The sequence below is a fragment of the Ruegeria sp. CG8 genome, from assembly GCF_056537165.1.
The window spans coordinates 558,050-580,567 of the sequence record NZ_JBQFRA010000003.1; the positions used below are offsets into that span (position 1 = coordinate 558,050).

Annotated in this window: 22 protein-coding genes; 16 read left to right on the plus strand and 6 right to left on the minus strand. The window is 61.4% G+C overall.

What is annotated here, in order from left to right; all coding sequences use genetic code 11:
* Position 1: 1 nt before the first annotated feature.
* Positions 2–469, plus strand: coding sequence for an SRPBCC family protein (locus tag ACR0EF_RS12930; RefSeq protein ID WP_170341401.1), 468 nt, complete (start codon positions 2–4; stop codon positions 467–469).
* Positions 470–525: 56 nt separating this feature from the next.
* Here ACR0EF_RS12930 and ACR0EF_RS12935 read toward each other — a convergent pair whose 3' ends face one another.
* Positions 526–1,359, minus strand: coding sequence for a prephenate dehydratase (locus tag ACR0EF_RS12935; RefSeq protein ID WP_170342378.1), 834 nt, complete (start codon positions 1,357–1,359; stop codon positions 526–528).
* Positions 1,360–1,478: 119 nt separating this feature from the next.
* Here ACR0EF_RS12935 and ACR0EF_RS12940 point away from each other — a divergent pair, with 119 nt between their 5' ends.
* From ACR0EF_RS12940 to ACR0EF_RS12960, 5 genes are all read left to right on the plus strand, one after another.
* Positions 1,479–1,982, plus strand: coding sequence for a c-type cytochrome (locus tag ACR0EF_RS12940; RefSeq protein WP_170370463.1), 504 nt, complete (start codon positions 1,479–1,481; stop codon positions 1,980–1,982).
* 172 nt (positions 1,983–2,154) lie between these two features.
* On the plus strand, positions 2,155–4,065 hold the full coding sequence (locus tag ACR0EF_RS12945; protein WP_170370462.1) for an extracellular solute-binding protein: 1,911 nt from the start codon (positions 2,155–2,157) through the stop codon (positions 4,063–4,065).
* Between the two features lies 1 nt (position 4,066).
* Positions 4,067–5,161 (plus strand): microcin C ABC transporter permease YejB, encoded by a 1,095-nt coding sequence (locus tag ACR0EF_RS12950; protein WP_170341405.1) that lies wholly within the window; start codon positions 4,067–4,069, stop codon positions 5,159–5,161.
* The gene (locus tag ACR0EF_RS12955; RefSeq protein ID WP_170373000.1) at positions 5,162–6,268 is read left to right on the plus strand and encodes an ABC transporter permease; all 1,107 of its coding nucleotides are present in this window, start codon (positions 5,162–5,164) and stop codon (positions 6,266–6,268) included.
* Complete coding sequence (locus ACR0EF_RS12960) at positions 6,265–7,842, plus strand: ABC transporter ATP-binding protein (protein ID WP_170369989.1); 1,578 nt, start codon at positions 6,265–6,267, stop codon at positions 7,840–7,842. Before ACR0EF_RS12955 ends, ACR0EF_RS12960 begins: the two co-directional genes overlap by 4 nt.
* Here the strand turns inward: ACR0EF_RS12960 and ACR0EF_RS12965 are convergent.
* Both ACR0EF_RS12965 and hemN read right to left on the minus strand, forming a co-directional pair.
* On the minus strand, positions 7,839–9,767 hold the full coding sequence (locus ACR0EF_RS12965) for an elongation factor G (RefSeq protein WP_170369987.1): 1,929 nt from the start codon (positions 9,765–9,767) through the stop codon (positions 7,839–7,841). The genes ACR0EF_RS12960 and ACR0EF_RS12965 overlap by 4 nt on opposite strands.
* Before the next feature lie 211 nt (positions 9,768–9,978).
* Positions 9,979–11,334: an oxygen-independent coproporphyrinogen III oxidase gene (hemN, locus tag ACR0EF_RS12970; RefSeq protein ID WP_170373001.1), complete on the minus strand. Its 1,356-nt coding sequence runs from the start codon at positions 11,332–11,334 to the stop codon at positions 9,979–9,981.
* Positions 11,335–11,395: 61 nt separating this feature from the next.
* Here hemN and fnrL point away from each other — a divergent pair, with 61 nt between their 5' ends.
* Positions 11,396–12,139, plus strand: coding sequence for a transcriptional regulator FnrL (gene fnrL / locus ACR0EF_RS12975; RefSeq protein WP_170341416.1), 744 nt, complete (start codon positions 11,396–11,398; stop codon positions 12,137–12,139).
* Here the strand turns inward: fnrL and ACR0EF_RS12980 are convergent.
* Positions 12,136–13,008 carry a LysR family transcriptional regulator gene (locus tag ACR0EF_RS12980; protein WP_170342389.1) on the minus strand — a complete coding sequence of 291 codons (873 nt, stop codon included), beginning with the start codon at positions 13,006–13,008 and terminating at the stop codon, positions 12,136–12,138. The genes fnrL and ACR0EF_RS12980 overlap by 4 nt on opposite strands.
* A 98-nt stretch (positions 13,009–13,106) precedes the next feature.
* Here ACR0EF_RS12980 and ACR0EF_RS12985 point away from each other — a divergent pair, with 98 nt between their 5' ends.
* Together ACR0EF_RS12985 and ACR0EF_RS12990 are read left to right on the plus strand one after the other, a co-directional pair.
* Positions 13,107–14,429, plus strand: coding sequence for a serine hydroxymethyltransferase (locus tag ACR0EF_RS12985; protein ID WP_170342391.1), 1,323 nt, complete (start codon positions 13,107–13,109; stop codon positions 14,427–14,429).
* Between the two features lie 58 nt (positions 14,430–14,487).
* Positions 14,488–14,742, plus strand: coding sequence for a GlsB/YeaQ/YmgE family stress response membrane protein (locus ACR0EF_RS12990; RefSeq protein WP_093964328.1), 255 nt, complete (start codon positions 14,488–14,490; stop codon positions 14,740–14,742).
* Between the two features lie 51 nt (positions 14,743–14,793).
* Here the strand turns inward: ACR0EF_RS12990 and ACR0EF_RS12995 are convergent, their stop codons facing one another.
* The gene (locus ACR0EF_RS12995; RefSeq protein ID WP_170373002.1) at positions 14,794–15,633 is read right to left on the minus strand and encodes a universal stress protein; all 840 of its coding nucleotides are present in this window, start codon (positions 15,631–15,633) and stop codon (positions 14,794–14,796) included.
* A gap of 196 nt (positions 15,634–15,829) precedes the next feature.
* Between ACR0EF_RS12995 and ccoN the strand changes: the two genes are divergently transcribed.
* From ccoN to ccoP, 4 genes are read left to right on the plus strand one after another with little or no spacing between them, the layout of a single operon-like run.
* Positions 15,830–17,437, plus strand: a complete 1,608-nt coding sequence (gene ccoN, locus ACR0EF_RS13000) for a cytochrome-c oxidase, cbb3-type subunit I (protein WP_170373003.1) — start codon at positions 15,830–15,832, stop codon at positions 17,435–17,437.
* A 14-nt stretch (positions 17,438–17,451) separates the two neighbouring features.
* Complete coding sequence (ccoO, locus tag ACR0EF_RS13005) at positions 17,452–18,180, plus strand: cytochrome-c oxidase, cbb3-type subunit II (RefSeq protein ID WP_093964330.1); 729 nt, start codon at positions 17,452–17,454, stop codon at positions 18,178–18,180.
* 11 nt (positions 18,181–18,191) lie between these two features.
* Positions 18,192–18,377 (plus strand): cbb3-type cytochrome c oxidase subunit 3, encoded by a 186-nt coding sequence (locus ACR0EF_RS13010; RefSeq protein ID WP_093964331.1) that lies wholly within the window; start codon positions 18,192–18,194, stop codon positions 18,375–18,377.
* Positions 18,374–19,237, plus strand: a complete 864-nt coding sequence (gene ccoP / locus ACR0EF_RS13015) for a cytochrome-c oxidase, cbb3-type subunit III (RefSeq protein WP_170373004.1) — start codon at positions 18,374–18,376, stop codon at positions 19,235–19,237. Before ACR0EF_RS13010 ends, ccoP begins: the two co-directional genes overlap by 4 nt.
* A 150-nt stretch (positions 19,238–19,387) precedes the next feature.
* Here the strand turns inward: ccoP and ACR0EF_RS13020 are convergent, their stop codons facing one another.
* The gene (locus tag ACR0EF_RS13020; protein ID WP_170364352.1) at positions 19,388–19,549 is read right to left on the minus strand and encodes a hypothetical protein; all 162 of its coding nucleotides are present in this window, start codon (positions 19,547–19,549) and stop codon (positions 19,388–19,390) included.
* Between the two features lie 99 nt (positions 19,550–19,648).
* Between ACR0EF_RS13020 and ACR0EF_RS13025 the strand changes: the two genes are divergently transcribed.
* From ACR0EF_RS13025 to ACR0EF_RS13035, 3 genes are all read left to right on the plus strand, one after another.
* Complete coding sequence (locus ACR0EF_RS13025) at positions 19,649–20,524, plus strand: LysR family transcriptional regulator (RefSeq protein WP_170342403.1); 876 nt, start codon at positions 19,649–19,651, stop codon at positions 20,522–20,524.
* A 101-nt stretch (positions 20,525–20,625) separates the two neighbouring features.
* A complete protein-coding gene (gene ccoG, locus ACR0EF_RS13030) occupies positions 20,626–22,053 on the plus strand; it encodes a cytochrome c oxidase accessory protein CcoG (RefSeq protein ID WP_170369979.1) in 1,428 nt (475 codons plus the stop codon).
* A gap of 3 nt (positions 22,054–22,056) precedes the next feature.
* Entirely contained in the window at positions 22,057–22,515 is a 459-nt protein-coding gene (locus ACR0EF_RS13035; protein WP_170364356.1) for a FixH family protein, read from the plus strand.
* The last annotated feature ends 3 nt before the right edge of the window (positions 22,516–22,518 follow it).

The window sequence follows — 22,518 nt, forward strand, 5'->3', positions numbered from 1 at the left end:
CATGCAGGTTTCAGCACGCGAAGATATCCAGGCGCCGATCGATGCGGTGTTCGACATGGTCGCGGATTTCGAACGGTTCGAGCGCATGGCGATGCGCCGCGGTGTCGAGGTTCGACGCACCGTCGAGATGCCGGGTCACTGGGTCGGGTCGTGCTGGGAAGCCGATATCATGATCCGTGGCAAGCCCCGCCACGTCGCGGTCGAGGTGGCCGAGTTCGATCGCCCCACAGCCATGCGGTTTCGATCGACAAGCAAGGGGATGAACGGCCTGACCACGATTGATCTTCTGTCGCTGTCGCAGAAGCAGACGCGGCTGAGCATCGAGATGTCACTGGCGGCCAAGACCTTGCCTGCGCGTCTGCTTCTGCAGTCGTTGAAGCTGGGCAAGGCCAGATTCCGACGCCAGTTCCAGATGCGACTGAGCGATTTTGCGCGCGAAATGGAAGAACGCTATCTGCACGGGGCTTGAGAGCCGGCATTTGACCGGCCTCCAGCAGTCCCAAGCGGCTTGCGCGTGGGAGCAGACTAACCGCGTGGTCGAGCAGCGGGGTACACGCCCAGCACTTCCACATTCGTGGTGAAATGCTGCAGTTCATCCATCGCGAGTTGCACGTTGCGGTCCTCCGGGTGGCCGACGATGTCGGCGTAGAACTGAGTCGCCGTGAACGAGCCATCAACCATGTAGCTTTCCAGCTTGGTCATGTTGATGCCGTTGGTGGCAAAACCGCCCATGGCCTTGTACAGCGCCGCCGGAATGTTCCGGACCTGGAACACGAAGCTGGTGATCATCCCGTGCTCGCCACGGCGGCGGCGGTCGTCCTCTCGCGACATCACCAGAAAGCGGGTCGTGTTGTCGTCGCTGTCTTCGATGTGGCGCGCCAGCAGTTCAAGGCCATAGATTTCGCCAGCAAGTTCGCTGGCCAGGGCCGCCGAATGTTTCTCACCCGCTTCCGAGACCTCGCGCGCCGCGCGGGCGTTGTCAGGGCTGACGCGCCCGCGGATGCCGTGGGCCTTCAGGAAGTTTGCGCATTGCGGCAACAGCACCAGATGCGAATGGGCTTCGGTGATATCTTCGAGTTTTGCGCCCGGCACGCCCAGCAAGTTGATGTGAACCCGCACAAAGGCCTCGTCCACGATGTGCAGCCCGCTGTGCGGGAGCAGGCGGTGGATATCGGCCACTCGTCCATAGGTGCTGTTCTCGACCGGCAGCATGGCCAGATCCGCCTCGCCCGAGCGCACCGATTCGATCACGTCCTCGAATGTTCGGCAGGGCAGCGCCTCCATATCCGGACGCGCATTGCGACAGGCTTCGTGACTGTAGGCGCCGGGTTCCCCCTGAAAGGCGATGCGTTTGGTCATTTGGTCGATTCCGTGCAACAAGTTCCAGAATTGGGCGTTTCGTCGCGGTGTCTATACCTTGCCTCTTGCAAGGGGAAGCCTTAGACACCCCGAAGACAGCTGAAATGGACACGCGATCAATGTTCGACACGATGACAGTTACCAAGGCCGCAGCCGGCCTGTTCGGTGCCTTCCTTGTACTCCTCCTGGCAAAATGGGGGGGCGATGTTCTCTACCATGTCGGCGGGCACGGCGAAGCCGCCTATGTTATTGAAACCGAAAGCTCTGGCGAAAGCGCTGACGGCGAAGAAGTGGTCTTTGCCGATCTGTTGGCCGCAGCTGACCCGGAAAAGGGCGCGAGGGTTTTCCGCAAGTGTTCGGCTTGCCACAAGCTGGAAGAAGGCGCCAATGGCACCGGTCCCTACCTGTATGGCATCGTGGACCGCCCTGTGGCGGCGGCCGCGGGCTTCGGCTATTCGGCGGCGATGCAGTCGCATGGCGGCAACTGGACCCCGGAAGAGCTGGATGCGTTCATTGCAAACCCCAAAGGCTATATCCAAGGCACTTCGATGAGCTTTGCCGGTCTCAAAAAGGCTCAGGAACGCGCAGACCTGATCGCGTACCTGCAGACGATTGGCGGCTGATCCGCCCATCCAGACACCGAAAAGCGAAAGCCGCTGCCATGTGCAGCGGCTTTTTTTGTCTGAGCAAAACTTCACAAAGCGCTCACGCATTCTAAACTTGCAAGTGTCAGTGCTGGGCTTTTAGCTTGCGCACAAGGACATGGACAGAAGACAACATCGAAGGATGACCCGTATGATTTCCCATCTGCCTGGCGCGCGCGAACAAGGTTTTCGTCATTGGGTCGCGGCATTGGGCATTTCGGCGGCGTTGGTTCTGGGGCAGGCGGGGCCAGCCCGGGCCGACGAGGACCAGATCATTCGCAGCCATGGCTACTCGTACTTCGGCAATCTCGACTACCCCGCCGACTACACGCACCTGAACTATGCCAACCCGGATGCGCCCAAGGGCGGCGAACTGTCATTGGCCGCATCGGGCACGTTTGATTCCCTGAATCCATATTCACGCAAAGGTCGCCCCGGAGCGTTGACGACACTGCAATACGATCGGCTTATGGACAGCACCGATGACAGTGTCGGTCAGTACTACGGCGTATTGGCTGAGAGCTTGGAGTACGACGCCGACCGCAACTGGGTCATTTTCCACCTGCGCCCCGAAGCGACGTTCTGGGATGGCACGCCTGTCACCGCCGAGGATGTGGTCTACAGCCACCGCCTGTTCATCGAACAGGGCCTGCCGTCATATGCACAGGCCGTCGGGCGGATGGTGACCGGCGCCGAGGCGCTGGATACGCACACGGTCAAGTTCACGTTCAATCCCGAATTGACGGCCCGCAGCCGGATCGAAACCGTTGGCGCGACGCCCGTATTCTCGAAGGCGTGGTTCGAGGCAGACCCGTCCCGCCGTCTCGACGAGCCGCGACTGGAAGTCGCCGTTGGATCTGGGCCGTACAAATTGGACAGCTACGATATCAACCGGCGCATCGTCTACAAACGCCGGGACGACTACTGGGGCAAGGACTTGCCGTTCAACAAGGGCCGGCACAACTACGATACCATCCGAGTCGAGTATTTCGCGGACCAGACAGCCGCCTTTGAAGGCTTCAAGGCAGGCGAGTACACGCTGCGGATCGAAAGCGACCCCAAACTGTGGGCGACCGGCTATGACTTCCCCAAGTTGAAAGAGGGCTACGTCGTCAAGGACGCGATTGCGAATGGCAGTCCGCCGACCCCGTCGGGCTTTGTGTTCAACCTCGCGCGTCCGCAATTCGCGGACAAGAATGTTCGAAAGGCACTGGCGCTGGCCTTCAACTTTGAATGGGCCAATGAGTCTCTGCTTTTCGGCCTGAACTCTCCCCGCGATTCGTTCATCGAAGGCACTCCGCTTGAAGCGATGGATACACCGCAGGGGGCAGAGCTGGCATTTCTGCAAGCTTTGGGCGACGTGGTTCCACCCGAGCTGTTGTCCGAACCTGTGACGACCGTTCACGAATCCAGCTCGGCGCGCCTGAACGATCGGCGCAACCTGCGCAAAGCCTCAAAACTGTTGGACGAAGCCGGATGGCCGGTGGGCGACGGCAACTTGCGCCGCAATGCTCAGGGTCAGACCCTGCGGATGAACATCCCCTATCCGTCCAACCTGCCGACATCGACGGCCACGATGATTGAGACCTTTGTGCAAAACCTTCAGGCGCTGGGCGTGGATGCTTCGGCCGAAAAGGTCGACCCGGCGCAATACACCCTGCGCAGCCGCGAGCGTGACTATGACATGGTTTATTCGACACGCTATGGCGCGTTCCTGTCGACTGGCGGTGGCCTCAGTCAAATGTATGGCTCGAAAGAGGCCGAGTTCAGCCTGTTCAACCCGGCAGGCCTTGCCAGCCCGTTGGTGGACGCCATCATCGAGGCGTCATTTGCGACCAACAATCAAACCGATCAGGATGCAGCGCTTATGGCCTTGGATCGCGCCTTGCGCTATGAGTTCTTCATCATACCGGATGGGTATATCGCGGAATACTGGACAGCCTACTACAACATGTACGAATACCCCGATCAGTTGCCGCCCTATGCGCTGGGATACCTTGATCTGTGGTGGATCAATCCCGAGAAGGAAGCGGCCCTGAAAGCAGAAGGCGCGCTGCGTTAACATGGGCGCATATATTCTTCGACGCCTGCTGCTGGTCATTCCGACCCTTCTGGGCATCATGATCGTCAACTTCACGCTGGTGCAGTTCGTACCCGGCGGTCCGGTCGAGCAGATCATCGCCCAGATCGAAGGGCAGGGCGATGTATTTGCGGGTTTTGCGGGGTCCGGTGACGCGGGGGCCGGGGCCGAACCCGGCGGTGGCGTCTTCGATGACAAATACGTGGGCGCCCGCGGCCTACCGCCGGAATTCATCGCCGAACTGGAAAAGGAATTCGGCTTCGACAAGCCGCCGGTCGAGCGGTTCCTGAACATGATGGGCAACTATCTGACGCTGGATTTCGGCGAGAGCTACTTCCGCTCGGTCTCGGTGATTGACCTGGTGCTGGAAAAGATGCCGGTCTCGATCTCGCTGGGCCTGTGGTCGACGCTGATCGCCTATCTGGTCTCGATCCCGCTGGGCATCCGCAAGGCGGTCAAGGATGGTTCACGGTTTGACACATGGACCAGCGCGACGATCATCGTGGCCTATGCGATCCCCGGCTTCCTGTTCGCGATCCTGCTGCTGGTGCTGTTTGCGGGCGGCTCCTACTGGCAGATCTTCCCGCTGCGCGGGCTGACCTCGGACAATTGGGAAGACCTCAGCCTGCTGGGCAAAGTGGCCGACTATTTCTGGCACATCGCCCTGCCGACCATCGCGCTGACGATTTCCGCTTTTGCAACGCTGACGCTGCTGACCAAGAATTCGTTTCTGGACGAGATCAAGAAACAATACGTCATGACCGCCCGCGCCAAGGGGCTGAGCGAGCAGCGCGTTCTGTACGGCCACGTATTCCGCAACGCGATGCTGATCGTGATCGCCGGCTTCCCAGCGGTGTTCATCGGCGTGTTCTTCGGCGGGTCGATCATCATCGAGACGATCTTCTCGCTGGATGGACTTGGTCGTCTGGGCTTTGAGGCCGCAGTGGCGCGCGATTATCCGGTAATCTTCGGGACGCTGTTCATTTTCGGCCTGCTCGGTCTGGTCGTCGGCATCATCAGCGACCTGATGTATGTGCTGGTCGATCCGCGCATCGATTTCGAGAAACGCGAGGGGTAAATGGCACTTTCTCCTCTGAACCAGCGCCGCTGGCGCAATTTCTGCCGCAACCGCAGGGCCTTTTGGTCGCTGATCATCTTTTCGGTGCTGTTCGGCTTGTCGCTGTTCGCGGAATTCATCGCCAATGACAAACCGATCCTGGTGAAGTACCGGGGCGAGTTCTACACGCCCATCTTCAACTTCTATGCCGAGACTGAGTTCGGCGGCGACTTCCAAACCGAGGCGATCTATCGTGACCCCGAGGTCCGTTGCCTGATCGACAGCGGCGGGCTGGAAGACTGTTTCGACGACCCCGAAGGCATCATCGAGCAGATCGAGGCGGGGACGTTCCAGGCCAAAGGATTCGAGCGCGGCTGGGCCATCTGGCCGCCGATCCCCTATTCCTACAACACCAGCGTCGACCGTCCCGGTGCGGCGCCTCTGCCGCCCAACGGGCAGAACCTGCTGGGCACCGACGACACCAAACGCGACGTTCTGGCGCGCGTCATCTACGGATTCCGCCTGTCGATCCTGTTCACCCTGATCGTCACCGGCGCGGCCAGCCTGATCGGTGTATTTGCCGGCGCGCTGCAGGGCTTTTTCGGCGGCTGGCTGGACCTGATCTTCCAGCGCATCATCGAGATCTGGTCGGCGACGCCCTCGCTTTACGTCATCATCATCATGTTCGCGGTGCTGGGGCGAAGTTTCTGGCTGCTGGTGTTCCTCATGATCCTGTTCTCTTGGACAGGTCTGGTGGGCGTGGTGCGGGCCGAGTTCCTGCGCGCCCGCAATCTGGAGTACGTGCGCGCGGCCAAGGCGCTGGGCGTGGGCAACCTGACCATCATGTTCCGCCACATGCTGCCCAACGCGATGGTGGCCACGCTGACGTTCATGCCCTTCATCGTGACCGGCACGATCGGGGGGCTGGCCAGCCTCGATTTTCTGGGCTTCGGCCTGCCGTCCTCGGCGCCCTCGCTGGGTGAACTGACCCTGCAGGCCAAGCAAAACCTGCAGGCCCCGTGGCTGGCCTTCACCGCCTTTTTCACCTTTGCCATCATGCTGTCGCTGCTGGTCTTCATCTTCGAAGGCGTGCGTGACGCGTTCGACCCGCGAAAGACCTTCTCATGAGCTTGCTGGATGTGAAAAACCTCAGGGTCTCGTTCCGTCAGGACGGGCAGGTGACCACGGCGGTTCGGGGCGTGTCGTTCCATGTCGATCGCGGGGAAACTGTGGCGCTGGTGGGTGAATCCGGGTCGGGAAAATCGGTCACCGCGCTGTCCACCGTGTCGCTGCTGGGCGACAGCGCGATCGTCGAAGGGTCGGTTACCTATGACGGTCAAGAGATGATCGGCGCATCCGAGCAGCGCCTGATGGAGGTGCGCGGCAACGACATCAGCTTCATCTTCCAGGAGCCGATGACCTCGCTGAACCCGCTGCACACGATCCAGAAGCAGATGGCGGAATCGCTGGCCCTGCACCAGGGTCTGACGGGCGACGCGGCGCGCGCCCGGATCGTCGAATTGTTGAACAAGGTCGGTATCCGCGACCCCGAGGAACGGCTGGACGCCTATCCCCATCAGCTGTCCGGCGGACAGCGGCAGCGGGTGATGATCGCCATGGCGCTGGCCAACAAGCCCGACATCCTGATCGCGGACGAGCCGACCACTGCGCTGGACGTGACGATTCAGGCGCAGATCCTCGAACTGCTGGCCGAACTGCAGAAATCGGAAAACATGGGGATGCTGTTCATCACCCATGATCTGGGCATCGTGCGACGCATCGCCGACCGGGTCTGCGTGATGAAGGATGGCGAGATCGTCGAGACCGGCCCCGTGGCCGAGATCTTCGACAACCCTCAGCACCCCTATACCCGCAAGCTGCTGGCGGCCGAACCCACGGGCATACCCGACCCGATCGACCCCGCCGCCGAAGAAGTGGCCCGGACCGAGCATCTGAAGGTCTGGTTTCCGATCCAGCGCGGGTTCCTGAAGCGCACGGTCGGCTATGTGAAGGCGGTGAACGACGCCACACTCAGCGTGCGGGCGGGCGAAACCATTGGGATCGTGGGCGAAAGCGGCTCGGGCAAGACCACGCTGGCGCTGGCGATCATGCGGCTGATCGCCTCCGAGGGCGGGATCACCTTCCGCGGGCAGGATGTGCGCCGCTGGTCCACGCGCGAGCTGCGCCGCTTGCGCAAGGACATGCAGATCGTGTTTCAGGACCCGTTCGGCAGCCTCAGCCCGCGGATGACCTGCCAGCAGATCATTGCCGAGGGTCTGGCGATCCACAAGGTCGACCCGCACCGGGCCCCGCGCGAACTGGTGGCCGAGGTGATGACCGAGGTGGGTCTGGACCCGGCGGCCATGGACCGCTATCCGCACGAGTTTTCGGGCGGGCAACGCCAGCGCATCGCGATTGCCCGCGCCATGGTGCTGCGGCCCAAGCTGCTGGTGCTGGATGAACCGACCAGTGCGCTGGACATGACGGTGCAGGTGCAGATCGTCGAATTGCTGCGCGACCTGCAGAAGAAATATGGACTGGCCTACCTGTTCATCAGCCACGACCTGAAGGTGGTGCGGGCGATGTCACACAAGGTGATCGTCATGCGCAACGGAGACGTGGTCGAGATGGGCGCTGCCGAAGATCTTTTCGTCAACGCCCAGGATGACTATACCCGCGAACTGATCGCTGCGGCAGGCTAGGCGTTGGCCGCTTCGCGCGCCGCCGATTTCGGCACCGGGCCGCGCAGCTCTTCATAGTGGTCGAACTGCAGCTTGACCCAGCCGGTGCCGCGCGTGGCGCTGGCCAGCGTCCGGTGCAGCTCGTCCTCGGCCACGGCGGGCAGCTGGGCGTTGAAGATCTCCCAGCCCGGCGCGTTCGGGTTGCCCTCGAACCCCAGAACCTGCCCCTGAAGCGAGCTGATCGTGGGCACCAGATCGCCCACGAAGGCCGAAGGAACATGGATCTCGGCGTTCAGGATCGGCTGCAAAACGACGGGCTTGGCCTGCGGCAAGGCCTCGCGCACAGCGTTCTTGCCGGCTGTCCGGAAGGCAAAATCGGAACTGTCTACGTTGTGATGCTTGCCGTCATGCAAGGTGACCTTCACATCCACCACCGGAAAGCCCTCGGGGCCCTGCGCCAACGCATCGACCGCGCCTTGTTCGACCGAGGGGATATAGTTCTTGGGCACGGCGCCGCCCTTGACCACCTCGTCGAATTGAAAACCCGATCCGCGCGGCAGCGGCGCGACCGAGATCACCACATCGGCGAACTGCCCCGCGCCGCCGGATTGCTTGCGGTGGCGGTGTCGGTGTTCGACCGTGGCGCGGATGGTCTCGCGATACGCGGTCTCGACCGGAGAGGTTTCGATCTCGATCCCGAAATCCTCGGCCAGCTTGGCGACCACCCGCCGCATGTGCTGCGGCCCTTGCGAGCCCAGAACGGCGTGGCCGCTCAGCTCGTCCTGTTCCAGCGTCAGGCCCGGGTCGATCTCGACCAGCCGGGACAGCGCGTTGGACAGGCGCACGTCGTCGCGTTCATGGGCCGGCGACACCACCTGCCGATAGGCGACCGGATGCGCCGTGGCCCAATCAGGCAGCGGCGTGGAGCCGCTGCTGTCATAGATATTGCCGGGGTTGAGGTGATCGGATTTCACCGCCAGCCCGATCTCGCCGGCCTTCAGCCCGTCGATCTGGGTCTTGGCGTCCAGCGCGGTCAGGTTGCCAACAGTTTCGCCGCCCAGCGGGTCATGCGCCTTGATCCCGTCGCCCAGCCCCCGCAGGACGATGATTTTGCCAATGTGCTTTTTGACGTCGGCGAACCCGGCGATGGCGCGGGCGGCCTCGGGCGCCGCGTCCCGGTCGGCGGCGATGTCGAACTCGGGCGCCTCGTGCCGCAGGGCCTTCATCAGGCGGGTCAGCCCGTTGCCATGGCTGGCCGCGCCCAGACAGGCCGGGATCAACTGATGGTTCTGCAACACCTGCGCGGCCAGGTCATAGATCTCGGCGCTTGGCGGCTGCTTGTCCTCGATCAGCTGCTCAAGCAGGTGGTCGTCGAAATCCGACAGGGTTTCGAGCAGTTCGGTGCGGGCTTCGGCCTCGCGATCGGCCACCGATTGCGGTAATTCGATCAGCGCCGAGGGCTGACCTTCCTGATATTTCCACGCGCGCTCCGAGATCAGGTCGACTGCGCCGACGATGGTTTCGCCTTCACGGATCGGCACCTGTCGCAGGGTGATGTGATGGCTGCAATAGGTCTGCAGCGCGGCGATGATGTCGCGGATGCGGCCGTTGGGGTTGTCCATCCGGTTGATGAACAGAAAGCAGGGAATTCCCGCCTCCTCGACCAGCCGCAGATAGGGGGCACACAGAACCGCCGCGTCCGGGTCCGGCGGGACCACCACCACGGCCGCGTCGGAAATGGCCATGGCGGGTCCGGCATAGGCCAGCGCATCGCCCCCGCCATCCACGTCGATCGCGCACCACGGTTCGTCCAGATAAGAAAAACCGTGCAGATGCACGGTTCCGGACAGGTCGAATGTGGTGGGCCGGCCATCAAGGCGACTGATGGCCTCGACCAGTGTTGTCTTGCCCGATTGGCTGGGGCCGAGGACGGTAAAAACGCGCATGGGTGCTGTCCCTTCGTCAAGTTGCAGAGTGGTTGCACGAAAGGAGCTGTCGAACGCGGATGCGCCGGCGAGTCTGTCTGAATGATGGCCTGCCTCGGCGTCGGGCGGCGTGCCGCCCGCCTTCCGAGTGTGGGGAAAACCCCCCGCGCGCGTCAACCCCCCGCTTTTTTGCATTGTGGCGACTGGCCGGCTTGCAGCATGTCGCCCGTCGTCAGATCGCCGAACTGTGGCCTGCCTTGCTCAGGTCATAAGCGTCGAAGGTCCGGGCGATCATCCGAGCCAAGGCGCGCGCTTCGGGCGGGATGAACAGCCCGTCATCGGTGATTTGCAACAACCCGTCGAAGGCGTCATTGGCGCGCTGGTACATCGCCTTCAGCTCGGCCGCCGAGATGTCGTGGTCGCGCAGGATCTCGGCCGTTTCGATGCGGAAGTCGCACATCAGGGCCTCGATCAGGCGGGCGCGCAGAATGTCCTGATCCTTGAACAGATGCCCGCGCGAGGTCGAGAACCGGCCATCGCGCACCGCTTTGGTATGGACCGACGTGGCTGGGGCGTTCTGCGCATAGCCCTGCGGGAAGCGCGAGATCGAGCTGGCGCCGACACCGATCAGAACCTCGGCCTGATCGTCGGTATAGCCCTGGAAGTTCCGCTTGAGCCGCCCGGCTTTCAGTGCATGGGTCAGCCCGTCATCCTTCGTGGCGAAATGGTCGATGCCGATTTCTTCGTAATTGTCCCACAGGAATAGACGGCGGGCGGTGTCGAACAGATCAAGCCGCTGTTCCGGCGTCGGCAAGGCGTCGGACGGGATCAGCTGCTGGCGTTTCGCCATCCACGGCACATGCGCGTAGCCATACAGGGCCACCCGGTCGGGGTTGAGGGACAGCAGCTTTTGTACGCTTTCGGTCATCCGCGCCTTGGTCTGGTGCGGCAGTCCGTACAGGATGTCGGCGTTCAGGCTGGGCACGCCGCGCTCGCGGATCATGTCGATCGCTTCGCGGGTGGTGTCATAGCTCTGGATGCGCCCGATGGTCTTCTGGATCTCGTCGTCGAAATCCTGAACTCCGATCGAGGCGCGGTTCATCCCGGCCTCGGCTAGCGCATCCAGACGGGCGGCGTCCACCTCGTTGGGGTCGATCTCGACCGAGAATTCCGCGTTGGGTCCAAGTGGGACGATCCCCAGAATATGCGCGGCCAGTTCGCGCATCAGGTCGGGGTTCAACAGCGTGGGCGTGCCCCCGCCCCAATGCAGGCGCGACAGGGTCACCCCGCTGGGCAGGCGCGCGGCCAGCAGGTCCAACTCGGCCTTGAGGACATCGACATAGGCGATGACGGGGTTGTCGGTCTGGGTGCCCTGGGTGCGGCAGGCGCAGAACCAGCACAGCCGGCGACAGAACGGCACATGGACATAGAGCGAGATCGAACTGCCCGGCCGGATGGCGGAGATCCAGTCGCTGAACATGTCGGGCCCCACGTCATTGCTGAAGTGGGGGGCGGTCGGATAGCTGGTATAACGCGGTACCTTCGCGTCAAATAGTCCGAGCTTTGCCAATTGAGGTTTTACTATCATGACGACACCGGTATAGGCTCGACGACCAGAAAACCTTGACCGAGATCAAGTGGACGCGCGCATGACTCTGAACACCCTCGTTGACCACTCCAATTGCGAAGATTGCCCAATTCGGCATCGAGCCGTCTGCGCGCGCTGCGATGCGGACGAGTTGGTCGCGTTGGAAGAGATCAAGTATTACCGCAGCTTCGAGGCCGGTCAGACGATCATCTGGTCGGGCGATCAGATGAATTTCGTGGGCTCGGTCGTGTCCGGGATCGCGTCTCTGACCCAAACCATGGAGGACGGGCGCACCCAGATGGTGGGCCTGCTGCTGCCCAGCGACTTCGTAGGGCGGCCGGGGCGCGACTCGGCGCCTTATGACGTGCAAGCGACCACTGACGTGGTCATGTGCTGTTTCCGCAAGAAACCGTTCGAGGACCTCATGGGCCGCACACCGCATATTGCCCACCGCTTGCTGCAGATGACGTTGGACGAGTTGGACGCGGCGCGTGAATGGATGCTGGTTCTTGGCCGCAAGACCGCGCGAGAGAAGATCGCCAGCCTGCTGTCGATTATCGCGCGCCGGGATGCGTCTGCCAGCCAGAAGGGTTCATCTGGCCCAATCGTCTTTGACCTGCCGCTGACCCGCGAGGCGATGGCCGACTACCTTGGTCTGACGCTCGAGACCGTCAGCCGTCAGATATCTGCGCTGAAAAAGGATGAAGTGATCCTGCTGCAGGGCAAGCGCCACGTGACCGTTCCGGATATCGGCCGCCTGATGGAAGAGGCCGGGGATGATTCGGACGGTGGATTTCTGGTCTAAGCGGTTTTTCTGAGCCACCCGACGACGCGCCCGACCGGTGTCTGCGGTCGGACGGCACGTGGCGACCACAGCTTGAGCCGGTCGGGAAGAGTGACCGTCGTTTCGAACGGAGCCACCAGTCGACCGCTGTCCAGATGCGGCTGGACCAGCGCTTTGTGTCCCATCAACACACCCGCACCGTTCAGCGCTTCTTCGACCGCCAGCGCGTACAAAGAGAAGACCGGTCCGCGGGGTGTGAACGCCCATCCGGGTCGCGCCGCCGCCACCCATGTTTGCCAATCGTCGAACCAGGTCGAATCGGACAGGCAGGTCACATTCGCCAAGTCCTCGGGCGTAGTCAGGCGATGCGCCAAGGCCGGCGCGCAAACCGGAAAGATGGCGTCTTCGGCGATGGGGTCCCCCAAGTCTCCGCCGAAAAACAGGTAGATGTCGAAGGGCGCGCGCTTGAGGTTGGGCGGGGTTTCCTCGGCCGTGAGTGAAACTTCGATCTCGGGCTCTGCGGCTCGAAGTTCGGGCAACCTTGGCGACAGCCACAGCTGTGCAATCGAGGGCAGCGTCACGATGTGCACCACTTGCGGCTGTGCCTGGGCGCGCATGGACAATGTGGCTTGTCCCAAAGTGTCGAAGGCCTTGGTCAGGTCCGGCAACGCCTTCTGTCCCAGCGCGGTCAGGGCAACGCCTCTTGCTGTGCGCTCGAAAAGGGGCGCACCCAGTTCGTCTTCCAACGTTTTGACATGGGCTGATACCGCGCCGGCGCTGACGCCAAGTTCCGTAGCCGCCGCCGAGAATCCGCCCAGGCGGGCTGCGGCCTCGAACGCACGCAGCGCGTTCAGAGGTAGGGGTTTGGGGCGCGGTGGAGCAACGGGCATGGATTTAGGCTCAATTTTTCTAACCCTAATTTTTCGCAAAACTGATTTGCGCGCAAGTCAGGATCTTTGCATCGTTGGCCGCAAAGACGGAGGATCAGATGCAGCACCTTGCTCACCGTGCCTGGGTTCCGGGCCACTGCGAAAACCTTGTTCAGACCATTGCCCGGAAGGTTGCCGACAGCAACTCGGAGGCGATCGAGGCCCGGATCGATGCGCTGATCGCGCGAAACTCGGATATTCATGATGCCGAGTGTTTCAATCTTAACCCGGCGACGAATGTCATGAATCCGAGGGCCGAGGCAGCACTGGCCGCGGGTCTGGGCAGTCGTCCATCTTTGGGCTATCCGGGCGACAAATACGAGATGGGTCTTGAGGCCATCGAGGAGATCGAGGTGATCGCGGCCGAGCTTGCGGCCCGCGTGTTCAACGCGCGATACGCCGAAATCCGAGTGGCATCCGGCGCCTTGGCTAATCTGTATGGCTTCATGGCTCTGACACGGCCGGGCGATACGATCATCGCGCCTCCGGCCGCGATCGGCGGGCATGTCACCCACCATGAGGGTGGCTGCGCAGGGCTTTATGGTCTGCAAACGGTCAATTCACCAGTGGATGCGGACGGGTACAGTCTGGATCTGGCCGCTCTGCGCGACATGGCCAGAACGCACCGGCCCCGGTTGATCACCGTCGGTGGCTCGCTGAACCTGTTTCCGCATCCTGTGTCGGCCGTGCGCGAAATTGCCGACGAAATCGGGGCCAAGGTTCTGTTCGATGCGGCCCACCAATGCGGGATCATCGCCAGCGGGGCTTGGGCGAATCCGTTGGATGAAGGCGCGCATCTGATGACGATGAGCACCTACAAAAGCCTGGGCGGCCCGGCGGGTGGGCTGATCGTCACCAACGACGCCGAAATTGCCGAACGGCTGGACGCCATTGCATTTCCCGGAATGACGGCCAATTTCGATGCCGCGAAATCGGCGGCTCTGGCAATCTCATTGCTGGACTGGGTCGACTTCGGGCCGGCCTATGGACAAGCGATGATCGATCTTGCGCAGGCAATGGCCAGCAAGATGGAAGATCAGGGATTGCCAGTGTTCAAAGGGGCTGGTGGAGCCACCACCTCGCACCAATTCGCGCTGAAGGCCGCCGACTATGGGGGCGGGCAGGCGGTGTCAAAACACCTGCGGCGGGCTGGGTTCCTGGCATGTGGTATCGGTTTGCCGATCGCCCCGGTTGCGGGTGACATGAACGGATTGCGGATCGGAACGCCCGAATTGGTCCGGCGGGGCGTGACGCCCGAACATGCCAGCGAACTTGTGGCCCTGTTCGCCGAGGCGCTGTCTGCGGATGATCCCGCATCGGTCGCGCCCAAGGTGCGGGATCTGCGATCCGGGTTCCAGGGGATGCACTACGTTCGTGCGTGACCCAACGGCCCGGCCGTGTTCTAATGCCTTTGCGTGAAACAATATTCAGGAGCAAGGCATGGAATTCAGTAGCCTATTGGCAATGCTGATCATCGGCGCGATCGCGGGCTGGTTGTCGGGCAGGATCATGAAGGGCCGCGGCTTTGGCGTGATCGGGAACATCATCGTCGGGATCGTTGGCGCTTTTCTCGCCGGAACGATTTTTCCCGCACTCGGGTTTTCCGTCGGCGGCGGTATGGTGTCGTCGATTTTCTTTGCAACGATCGGAGCCGTCATCCTTCTGTTCCTGATCGGTTTGGTCAAAAAGGTCTGACGAAATAACCGCCCCGTCTGGGGCGGATATTCCTTTTGCCGTGCCCGCAGTTCAGTGGGCCAGGAAAACCGGAACCGAGGACTGTTCCAACATGTTCCGGGTCGCACCGCCCAGAATGGCCTCGCGGAACCGCGAGTGACCATAGGCGCCCATCACGATCATGTCGGCTTCGACGTCTGCGGCGTGACGGTTCAGAATGTCGGACACACGTGTCATCGTCTTGCTCAGCACGTCGATTTCGCATTTCACGCCATGGCGGGACAGCATTTGCGACAGCATACCGCCCGGGTCCGAGCGATCAGGGCCGTGACGCGGCGGATCGATCACAACGATCCGGGTCAGTTCGGCCGCTCGCAGGAACGGCAGCGCGCGCCGAATGGCATTCATCGCCTCGACACTCTCATTCCAGCCGATCAGCACTGTCCGAGGGCTTGCGAATGGTTTCGCGTCATCCGGGACCACCAGAACCGGGGCGTGACCCTCGAACATGGCGGCTTCGATGATCGGTTCGGCCTCGGCGCCGCGATCTTTGCCATAGGGCTGCGGCAGAACGACAAGGTCCGAGAAACGGGCCCGATGTGCGACGTGCCGACCCAAGTCGGCGATCTGCGCCACGCCGTTTTCAGCGGACCAGCGTACGCCTGACTTGCCCAGGAAATCCTCGGCAAAGGCAAGCACTTCATCGGCCTCGGCATTTGCACGCTTCAAGGTCTCCTGAAGGATCAGGGCGTTTGCGCCCGCGTAGTAGTAGCCGGTCTGGCTACGGTCGACACCGAGGCACAGCGCTTCGGCATGGCCGTCCTGCGCTTCGGCCAAGGCGACCAACTGGGCCAGAGCCGGCTTGGCAAATTTGGTTTCCGTCATGACGGCGAGAAGAGATTTATAAGCCATTTCGACCTCGTGTTTCGGGTTCTGAAACCTGTGCGACCAGGTAACCCATTCATTTGCTTATGCCTGTCACAGTTTTCAGGCTATTGTCTTGATGCAGATCAAAGCAGCATTGGTTGTGCATGGATCATACAGCAACCAGTCAACGAAAGCTCTATGCGGCACAAGAATCGCCCGGAGCATGGCAAAGGGACGCAATATGTCGAATTACATCAAGCTGATCGCGCTTGGTCTGGTCGTGCTGTTCGCAGCGATCGGATCCAACTATGCGCGGGATTTGGCGTATCAGGTGCACGCGATACTGGTGATGCTCATCGCCGGTGGCCTGTTCATCTGGACGCTGCGAAACACGGATGAGCCGGATATTCTTGTCGATCGTTCGGGTGAGTACATGGATAGCGTGATCCGCTATGGCGTGATCGCAACCGCTTTTTGGGGTGTCGTAGGGTTCTTGGTGGGAACCTTCATCGCGTTCCAGCTGGCCTTTCCGGTGCTGAACTTCGAATGGGCGCAAGGGCTTCTGAACTTTGGCCGGTTGCGCCCGCTGCACACATCAGCGGTCATTTTCGCGTTCGGCGGCAACGCCCTGATCGCCACATCCTTCTATGTCGTGCAGCGCACAAGCGCCGCGCGTCTGTGGGGCGGCAACCTGGCCTGGTTCGTGTTCTGGGGCTATCAGCTGTTCATCGTTCTTGCCGCGACCGGCTATGTGCTGGGCGGAACCCAGTCCAAGGAATATGCCGAGCCTGAATGGTATGTGGACCTGTGGCTGACCATCGTCTGGGTGGCCTATCTGGCCGTGTTCCTGGGGACGATCGTCAAGCGGAAAGAGCCCCACATCTATGTGGCGAACTGGTTCTATCTGGCCTTCATTGTCACCGTAGCGATGCTGCACCTGGTCAACAACATGACCATTCCGGTCAGCATCTGGGGTTCGAAATCGGTCATCGTCTGGTCTGGTGTGCAGGATGCCATGATCCAGTGGTGGTACGGTCACAACGCCGTGGGCTTCTTCCTGACCGCGGGCTTCCTGGGCATGATGTACTACTTCATTCCCAAGCAGGCCGAACGCCCGGTCTTCAGCTACAAGCTGTCGATCATCCACTTCTGGGCGCTGATCTTCCTGTATATCTGGGCTGGTCCGCACCACCTGCACTATACCGCGCTGCCTGACTGGGCCTCGACGCTGGGCATGGTGTTCTCGGTCGTGCTGTGGATGCCTTCGTGGGGTGGCATGATCAACGGCCTGATGACCCTGTCGGGCGCTTGGGACAAGCTGCGTACCGACCCGGTCATCCGCATGATGGTGATCTCGGTCGGCTTCTACGGCATGTCCACCTTCGAAGGTCCGATGATGTCGATCCGCGCGGTGAACTCGCTGTCGCACTACACCGACTGGACCATTGGTCACGTACATTCCGGCGCGCTGGGCTGGAACGGCATGATCACCTTTGGTGCCCTGTACTTCCTGGTTCCGGTTCTTTGGAAACGTGAACGTCTGTACTCGCTGCAGATGGTCAGCTGGCACTTCTGGCTCGCCACCATCGGTATCGTGCTCTACGCCGCGTCGATGTGGGTCACCGGTATCATGGAAGGCCTGATGTGGCGCGAAGTGGATGCCAACGGCTTCCTGGTGAACTCGTTCGCCGACACCGTGGCGGCCAAGTTCCCGATGTATGTGGTGCGTGCGCTGGGCGGTGTTCTGTTCGTCGCTGGTGCGCTGATCATGTGCTACAACCTGTGGATGACCGTCCGGCGGGCTCCGGCCAAAGAGGCCAGCCTGACCGTCGCGGTCCCGGCTGAATAAGGAGGGCCGGAGCAATGGCAATTCTCGACAAACACAAGATCCTCGAGACCAACGCGACCCTCCTGCTGATCTTCAGCTTCCTGGTCGTGACTATCGGTGGCATCGTTCAGATCACCCCGCTGTTCTACCTTGAGAACACAATCGAGAAGGTGGAGGGCATGCGCCCTTACACCCCTCTCGAGATGGCGGGGCGTGAGATCTACATCCGCGAAGGCTGTTATGTCTGCCACAGTCAGATGATCCGCCCGATGCGGGACGAAGTCGAACGCTATGGCCACTACTCGCTGGCGGCCGAGTCGATGTACGACCACCCGTTCCAGTGGGGGTCCAAGCGCACCGGGCCGGATCTGGCCCGTGTGGGTGGCCGCTACTCGGATCAATGGCACGTGGACCATCTGCGTGATCCGCAATCGGTGGTGCCGGAATCCGTGATGCCGAAATACGGCTTCCTGGAAAACCGCAAGATCGACGGCCGGTATATCGGTGACATCATGGCCACCAATGCGGTTCTGGGCACGCCTTATACGGACGAGATGCTGGAAAACGCAGTTGCCGATTTCCGGGCGCAGGCCGATCCGGACAGCGACTATGACGGGCTGCTGGAGCGTTATGGCGAAAACGTCAACGTGCGCAACTTCGATGGTCAGCCGGAACTGACCGAAGCCGATGCGTTGGTTGCATATCTGCAGATGCTGGGAACGCTGGTCGACTTCTCGACCTTCACCCCGGATGCAAGCCGCTAAAGGAGGGTGTGATGGAAGAATACACGATCCTGAGGCAATTCGCGGATAGCTGGATGCTGCTTCTGTTGTTCGCCTTCTTTGTCGGCATCGTCATCTGGGTGTTCCGCCCCGGTGCCAGCAAGGAATACAAGGACACCGCAAACATCCCGTTCCGGCATCAAGACAAACCCGCCACATCCGAGGAGGCGCGGAAATGAGCAAGACACCTGAAAAACAGCCGGGTGATCCCAAGACGACCGGTCACAGCTGGGATGGCATCGAGGAATTCGACAATCCGATGCCGCGTTGGTGGTTGTGGACCTTCTACGCGACCATCTTCTGGGGTGTGATCTACACGATCATGTATCCGGCGTGGCCGCTGGTGCAATCTGCAACCGCCGGTGTGCTTGGCTGGTCCTCGCGCGAGCTGGTTCAGAAGGAGATGGTTTCGTTTGAAGAGGCCAACGCTCCGTGGAACGCCAAGCTGGTCGAGACACCGCTGGATGATATCGCCAAGGATGCCGAGCTGCAGCAATATGCGGTCAACGCCGGTGGTGCAGTGTTCCGCACCTGGTGCGCTCAGTGCCACGGATCGGGCGCGCAGGGCGCAAAGGGTTTCCCGAACCTTCTGGACGACGCCTGGCTGTGGGGCGGCACCTTGGATGACATCGTCACCACGGTCAGCTACGGCATTCGCAACGAAGAAAGCGACGACGCGCGCTACTCCGAAATGCCGGCATTCGGCGAGATCCTCGAGCCCGAGGAAATCACCCAGGTCGTGCAATATGTGATGTCGCTGACCAACGCCCAAACCGACGATGCTGCGGCGCAGGCGGGCAAGGTTGTCTACGACGACAATTGCGCGGCCTGTCACGGCGAAGACGGCAAGGGCGATATCGCGCAGGGCGCACCGAACCTGACGGATGCGATCTGGTTGTATGGCGGCGATGAGAAAACGCTGACCGAAACGGTGGCCTACAGCCGCTTTGGCGTCATGCCCCCCTGGGATACGCGTTTGACCGAGGCGCAGATCCGCGCCGTGTCGGCCTATGTCCACCAGTTGGGTGGCGGTCAATAAGATCCAGGAACACCTTCGGGCGGCGTGCCGCCCGAAGGCCTAGGTGCCGGCTGTTCCATCTGTTCGCGCGTTTCCTGAACAGCCGGCACCGCATTTTCCGAAAATAGTGCTGACAATGGCCCCGGTCCAGCGCGGGCACGCAAACTGATCCTAAAGGTTGCGCGGATCCAACTCGCGGCTCTTGCTGACCCACCAGTGTCCGGCGGGCAGCCATCTTTTCCTTTTTGGCGCATTCGGTTTGGGCGCGTCGCGTAGCTTGGGGGCGTTCAACCGCGTGGCGGTCATGAAGGAAGCAGCGTAGATGTTCAGCATGGTCTTTCTCCTGATGCGATGAACTCGGGTTCCAGCATCGGCTCTTGACCGGATATTTGCGACTCAATTACCGTGTTCAGATGTAAGCAGAGGTTACATATGGACTGGCTGAACCTTCCGCCACTATCGGCGCTACGGGCTTTCGCTGCATTTGCCGAGCACAGAAATATCGTCAAGGCCGGCGATGCGTTGAATGTAAGTCATGCCGCCATAAGCCAGCAGTTGCGGGCGCTTGAGGCGCATATGGGCGTGACCCTGTTGGACCGGTCGGGCAAGACGCTGGTCCTGACGTCGGATGGCGAACACCTGGCGCGCAGCGTTCAGCTGGGGTTTGGCGCCATCCATGCGGCGGTCTCGGACCTGGTGAACGCGGGCGAGGATCGGCCGGTGCACGTTTCGCTGACCTCCTCATTTGCTGCTTCATGGCTGATGCCGCGGTTGCCGATTTTCCGGTCGGATCACCCTGGGATCGATCTGACCTTGGATCCGTCACCGGAACTGGTCGATCTGCGCCCCGGCGGGGTGGATGTCGCGATTCGATACGGGGCAGGCGGTTGGCCGGGCGTCCGATCCGAGATGTTGTTGAAAACCCCGATGGTCATCGTTGCCGCGCCCAGTCTCTTAGGGTCCAGGTCCGAGTGGTCGCCGGCTGATCTGGCCCGTTTGCCGTGGCTGGAAGAGGTGGGCACGACCGAAGCCAGCACATGGCTGGCACAACATGGGGCGGCTATGGACCCCGGCGCCGGACGGACCAGTTTGCCGGGCAATCTGGTCCTTGAGGGCGTGCGCGCGGGGCAGGGGGTCACGGTGACGGTGCGACATTTCGTCGAACGTGATATCGTGGCCGGAAGACTAGTTGAACTTCATGTCGCACCGGACGCCCGAGGCTACCACATTGTGACGGCGCAAACGCCGCAAAGAAAGGCGGTGAAGACATTCGTCGGGTGGTTGAAACGCCAAGCGAACCAGGTGTGACAAAAGGTGTCTGTGCGATGCGCTTTTGACCCATGTCAAAGTTGTCCGGTGTATGATCTGGAACAAGTCGCCCGACCAACAGCAAGATCCGGAGCCATGCCGTGAGCGATCACACCCCAGCCCCCAGCCTTTACGCCGCAAGGGAACCGATCTTTCCACGGCGCGTTTCCGGCAAGTTTCGGAACCTCAAATGGATCATAATGGCCGTCACGCTTGGCATCTACTATGTGACGCCGTGGATCCGATGGGATAGGGGCCCCAGCCTTCCGGATCAGGCGGTGCTGCTGGATCTTGCGAACCGCCGCTTTTACTTCTTCTGGATCGAGATCTGGCCACACGAATTCTACTTTGTGGCCGGTCTGCTGATCATGGCCGGCTTGGGCCTGTTCCTGTTTACGTCGGCCTTGGGGCGGGTGTGGTGCGGCTATGCCTGCCCACAGACGGTTTGGACCGACCTTTTCATTCTGGTCGAGCGCTGGATCGAAGGCGATCGAAACGCCCGCCTGCGCCTTCATCGTCAGAAGAAGCTGGATTTCCGCAAGGCCCGCCTGCGATTGACCAAATGGGTGGTCTGGTTCCTGATCGGTCTGGCGACCGGCGGGGCCTGGGTGTTCTATTTCGCGGATGCGCCGACCCTGGCGCGGGACCTTGTGACCGGCAACGCGCATCCGATCGCCTATACCACCATGCTGGTTCTGACCGGCACGACCTTTTTCTTCGGCGGGTTCGCGCGCGAGCAGATCTGCATCTATGCCTGTCCGTGGCCGCGAATTCAGGCGGCGATGATGGACGAGGACACTCTGGTGGTTGGCTACCGAGAGTGGCGGGGCGAGCCGCGCGGCAAGGGCAAACGGACGGCCGACTCTGAACTGGGCGACTGCATCGATTGCATGGCCTGCGTCAATGTCTGCCCGGTCGGGATCGACATCCGTGATGGCCAACAGCTGGAGTGCATAACCTGCGCGCTGTGCATCGATGCCTGCGACGACATGATGGCCAAGATCGGCAAGCCGCGCGGTCTGATCGACTATATGGCGCTCAGCGACGAAACGCGTGAACGCGCGGGCCAGCCTCCCAAGAACGTGTGGAAGCACATCTTGCGGCCTCGGACGATCATGTATACCGCGCTTTGGTCGCTGGTGGGTTTTGGCCTGCTGTTTGCGTTGTTCATCCGGTCGGATATCGATCTGACGGTTGCGCCGGTGCGCAATCCGACATTCGTGACCATGTCCGACGGTTCGATCCGCAACACCTACGACGTGCGGTTGCGGAACAAACATGGCGAAGACCGCCTGTTCAAACTGTCTCTGGTCGGTGACCCAAGCCTGCAGGTTCAGATTGAAGGAACGGAACTGGATACGGTAAACGTAACTGCGGACACGGCACAGTTGACCCGGGTCTACATCGTGGCTGCGAAAGATACAGCGCCCGCAACGGCGGAAACGACACCGGTCCGGATCTGGGTCGAAGACCTGCAAAGCGGCGAGCGCGCCTACAAGGACACCACGTTCAACGGGCGGGGGAACTGAACCATGGCCGAGCGCAAATTCACCGGAAAGCACGCTCTTGCGGTTTTTGTCGGGGCCTTCGGGGTCATCATCGCCGTCAATCTGGTGCTGGCCTACAAAGCAGTCGCGACATTTCCCGGGCTCGAGGTCAAGAACTCCTACGTTGCCAGTCAGGAGTTCAATGAAAAGCTGCAGGAGCAGCAGTCTCTGGGCTGGGATGCAGACGTGGAAACCAAGGGCGGCCTGCTGATCCTTCGCATCACGGATGCGCAAGGCGTGCCTGTGCGGGTGGCCGAACTGCAGGCCGTGGTCGGCCGCGCAACTCATATGCGCGAGGATTTTTCGCCGGACTTCACCTTTGACGGTGTGGCGTATTCCACCCCGGCGACACTTGGAAAAGGCAACTGGAATGTCCGTATCGTCGCGCGCGATGCGGACGGCGCGGAATTCAGTCGGCGCATTCCGTTGTACATCAAGGGTTAGGCT

Excerpts from the sequence above, each read along its gene's own strand:
- ccoN (WP_170373003.1), top strand. The coding sequence starts at position 15,830 with ATGTCGAATTACATCAAGCTGATCGCGCTTGGTCTGGTCGTGCTGTTC.
- ACR0EF_RS12995 (WP_170373002.1), bottom strand. The coding sequence starts at position 15,633 with ATGGCTTATAAATCTCTTCTCGCCGTCATGACGGAAACCAAATTTGCC.
- ACR0EF_RS13020 (WP_170364352.1), bottom strand. The coding sequence starts at position 19,549 with ATGCTGAACATCTACGCTGCTTCCTTCATGACCGCCACGCGGTTGAAC.
- ACR0EF_RS12960 (WP_170369989.1), top strand. The coding sequence starts at position 6,265 with ATGAGCTTGCTGGATGTGAAAAACCTCAGGGTCTCGTTCCGTCAGGAC.
- ccoP (WP_170373004.1), top strand. The coding sequence starts at position 18,374 with ATGAGCAAGACACCTGAAAAACAGCCGGGTGATCCCAAGACGACCGGT.
- ACR0EF_RS13010 (WP_093964331.1), top strand. The coding sequence starts at position 18,192 with ATGGAAGAATACACGATCCTGAGGCAATTCGCGGATAGCTGGATGCTG.
- ACR0EF_RS13025 (WP_170342403.1), top strand. The coding sequence starts at position 19,649 with ATGGACTGGCTGAACCTTCCGCCACTATCGGCGCTACGGGCTTTCGCT.
- ccoO (WP_093964330.1), top strand. The coding sequence starts at position 17,452 with ATGGCAATTCTCGACAAACACAAGATCCTCGAGACCAACGCGACCCTC.
- ACR0EF_RS12990 (WP_093964328.1), top strand. The coding sequence starts at position 14,488 with ATGGAATTCAGTAGCCTATTGGCAATGCTGATCATCGGCGCGATCGCG.
- ACR0EF_RS12945 (WP_170370462.1), top strand. The coding sequence starts at position 2,155 with ATGATTTCCCATCTGCCTGGCGCGCGCGAACAAGGTTTTCGTCATTGG.
- ACR0EF_RS12985 (WP_170342391.1), top strand. The coding sequence starts at position 13,107 with ATGCAGCACCTTGCTCACCGTGCCTGGGTTCCGGGCCACTGCGAAAAC.
- ACR0EF_RS12980 (WP_170342389.1), bottom strand. The coding sequence starts at position 13,008 with ATGCCCGTTGCTCCACCGCGCCCCAAACCCCTACCTCTGAACGCGCTG.
- ACR0EF_RS12965 (WP_170369987.1), bottom strand. The coding sequence starts at position 9,767 with ATGCGCGTTTTTACCGTCCTCGGCCCCAGCCAATCGGGCAAGACAACA.
- ACR0EF_RS12940 (WP_170370463.1), top strand. The coding sequence starts at position 1,479 with ATGTTCGACACGATGACAGTTACCAAGGCCGCAGCCGGCCTGTTCGGT.
- ACR0EF_RS12955 (WP_170373000.1), top strand. The coding sequence starts at position 5,162 with ATGGCACTTTCTCCTCTGAACCAGCGCCGCTGGCGCAATTTCTGCCGC.
- hemN (WP_170373001.1), bottom strand. The coding sequence starts at position 11,334 with ATGATAGTAAAACCTCAATTGGCAAAGCTCGGACTATTTGACGCGAAG.
- ACR0EF_RS12930 (WP_170341401.1), top strand. The coding sequence starts at position 2 with ATGCAGGTTTCAGCACGCGAAGATATCCAGGCGCCGATCGATGCGGTG.
- fnrL (WP_170341416.1), top strand. The coding sequence starts at position 11,396 with ATGACTCTGAACACCCTCGTTGACCACTCCAATTGCGAAGATTGCCCA.
- ACR0EF_RS12935 (WP_170342378.1), bottom strand. The coding sequence starts at position 1,359 with ATGACCAAACGCATCGCCTTTCAGGGGGAACCCGGCGCCTACAGTCAC.
- ACR0EF_RS13035 (WP_170364356.1), top strand. The coding sequence starts at position 22,057 with ATGGCCGAGCGCAAATTCACCGGAAAGCACGCTCTTGCGGTTTTTGTC.
- ACR0EF_RS12950 (WP_170341405.1), top strand. The coding sequence starts at position 4,067 with ATGGGCGCATATATTCTTCGACGCCTGCTGCTGGTCATTCCGACCCTT.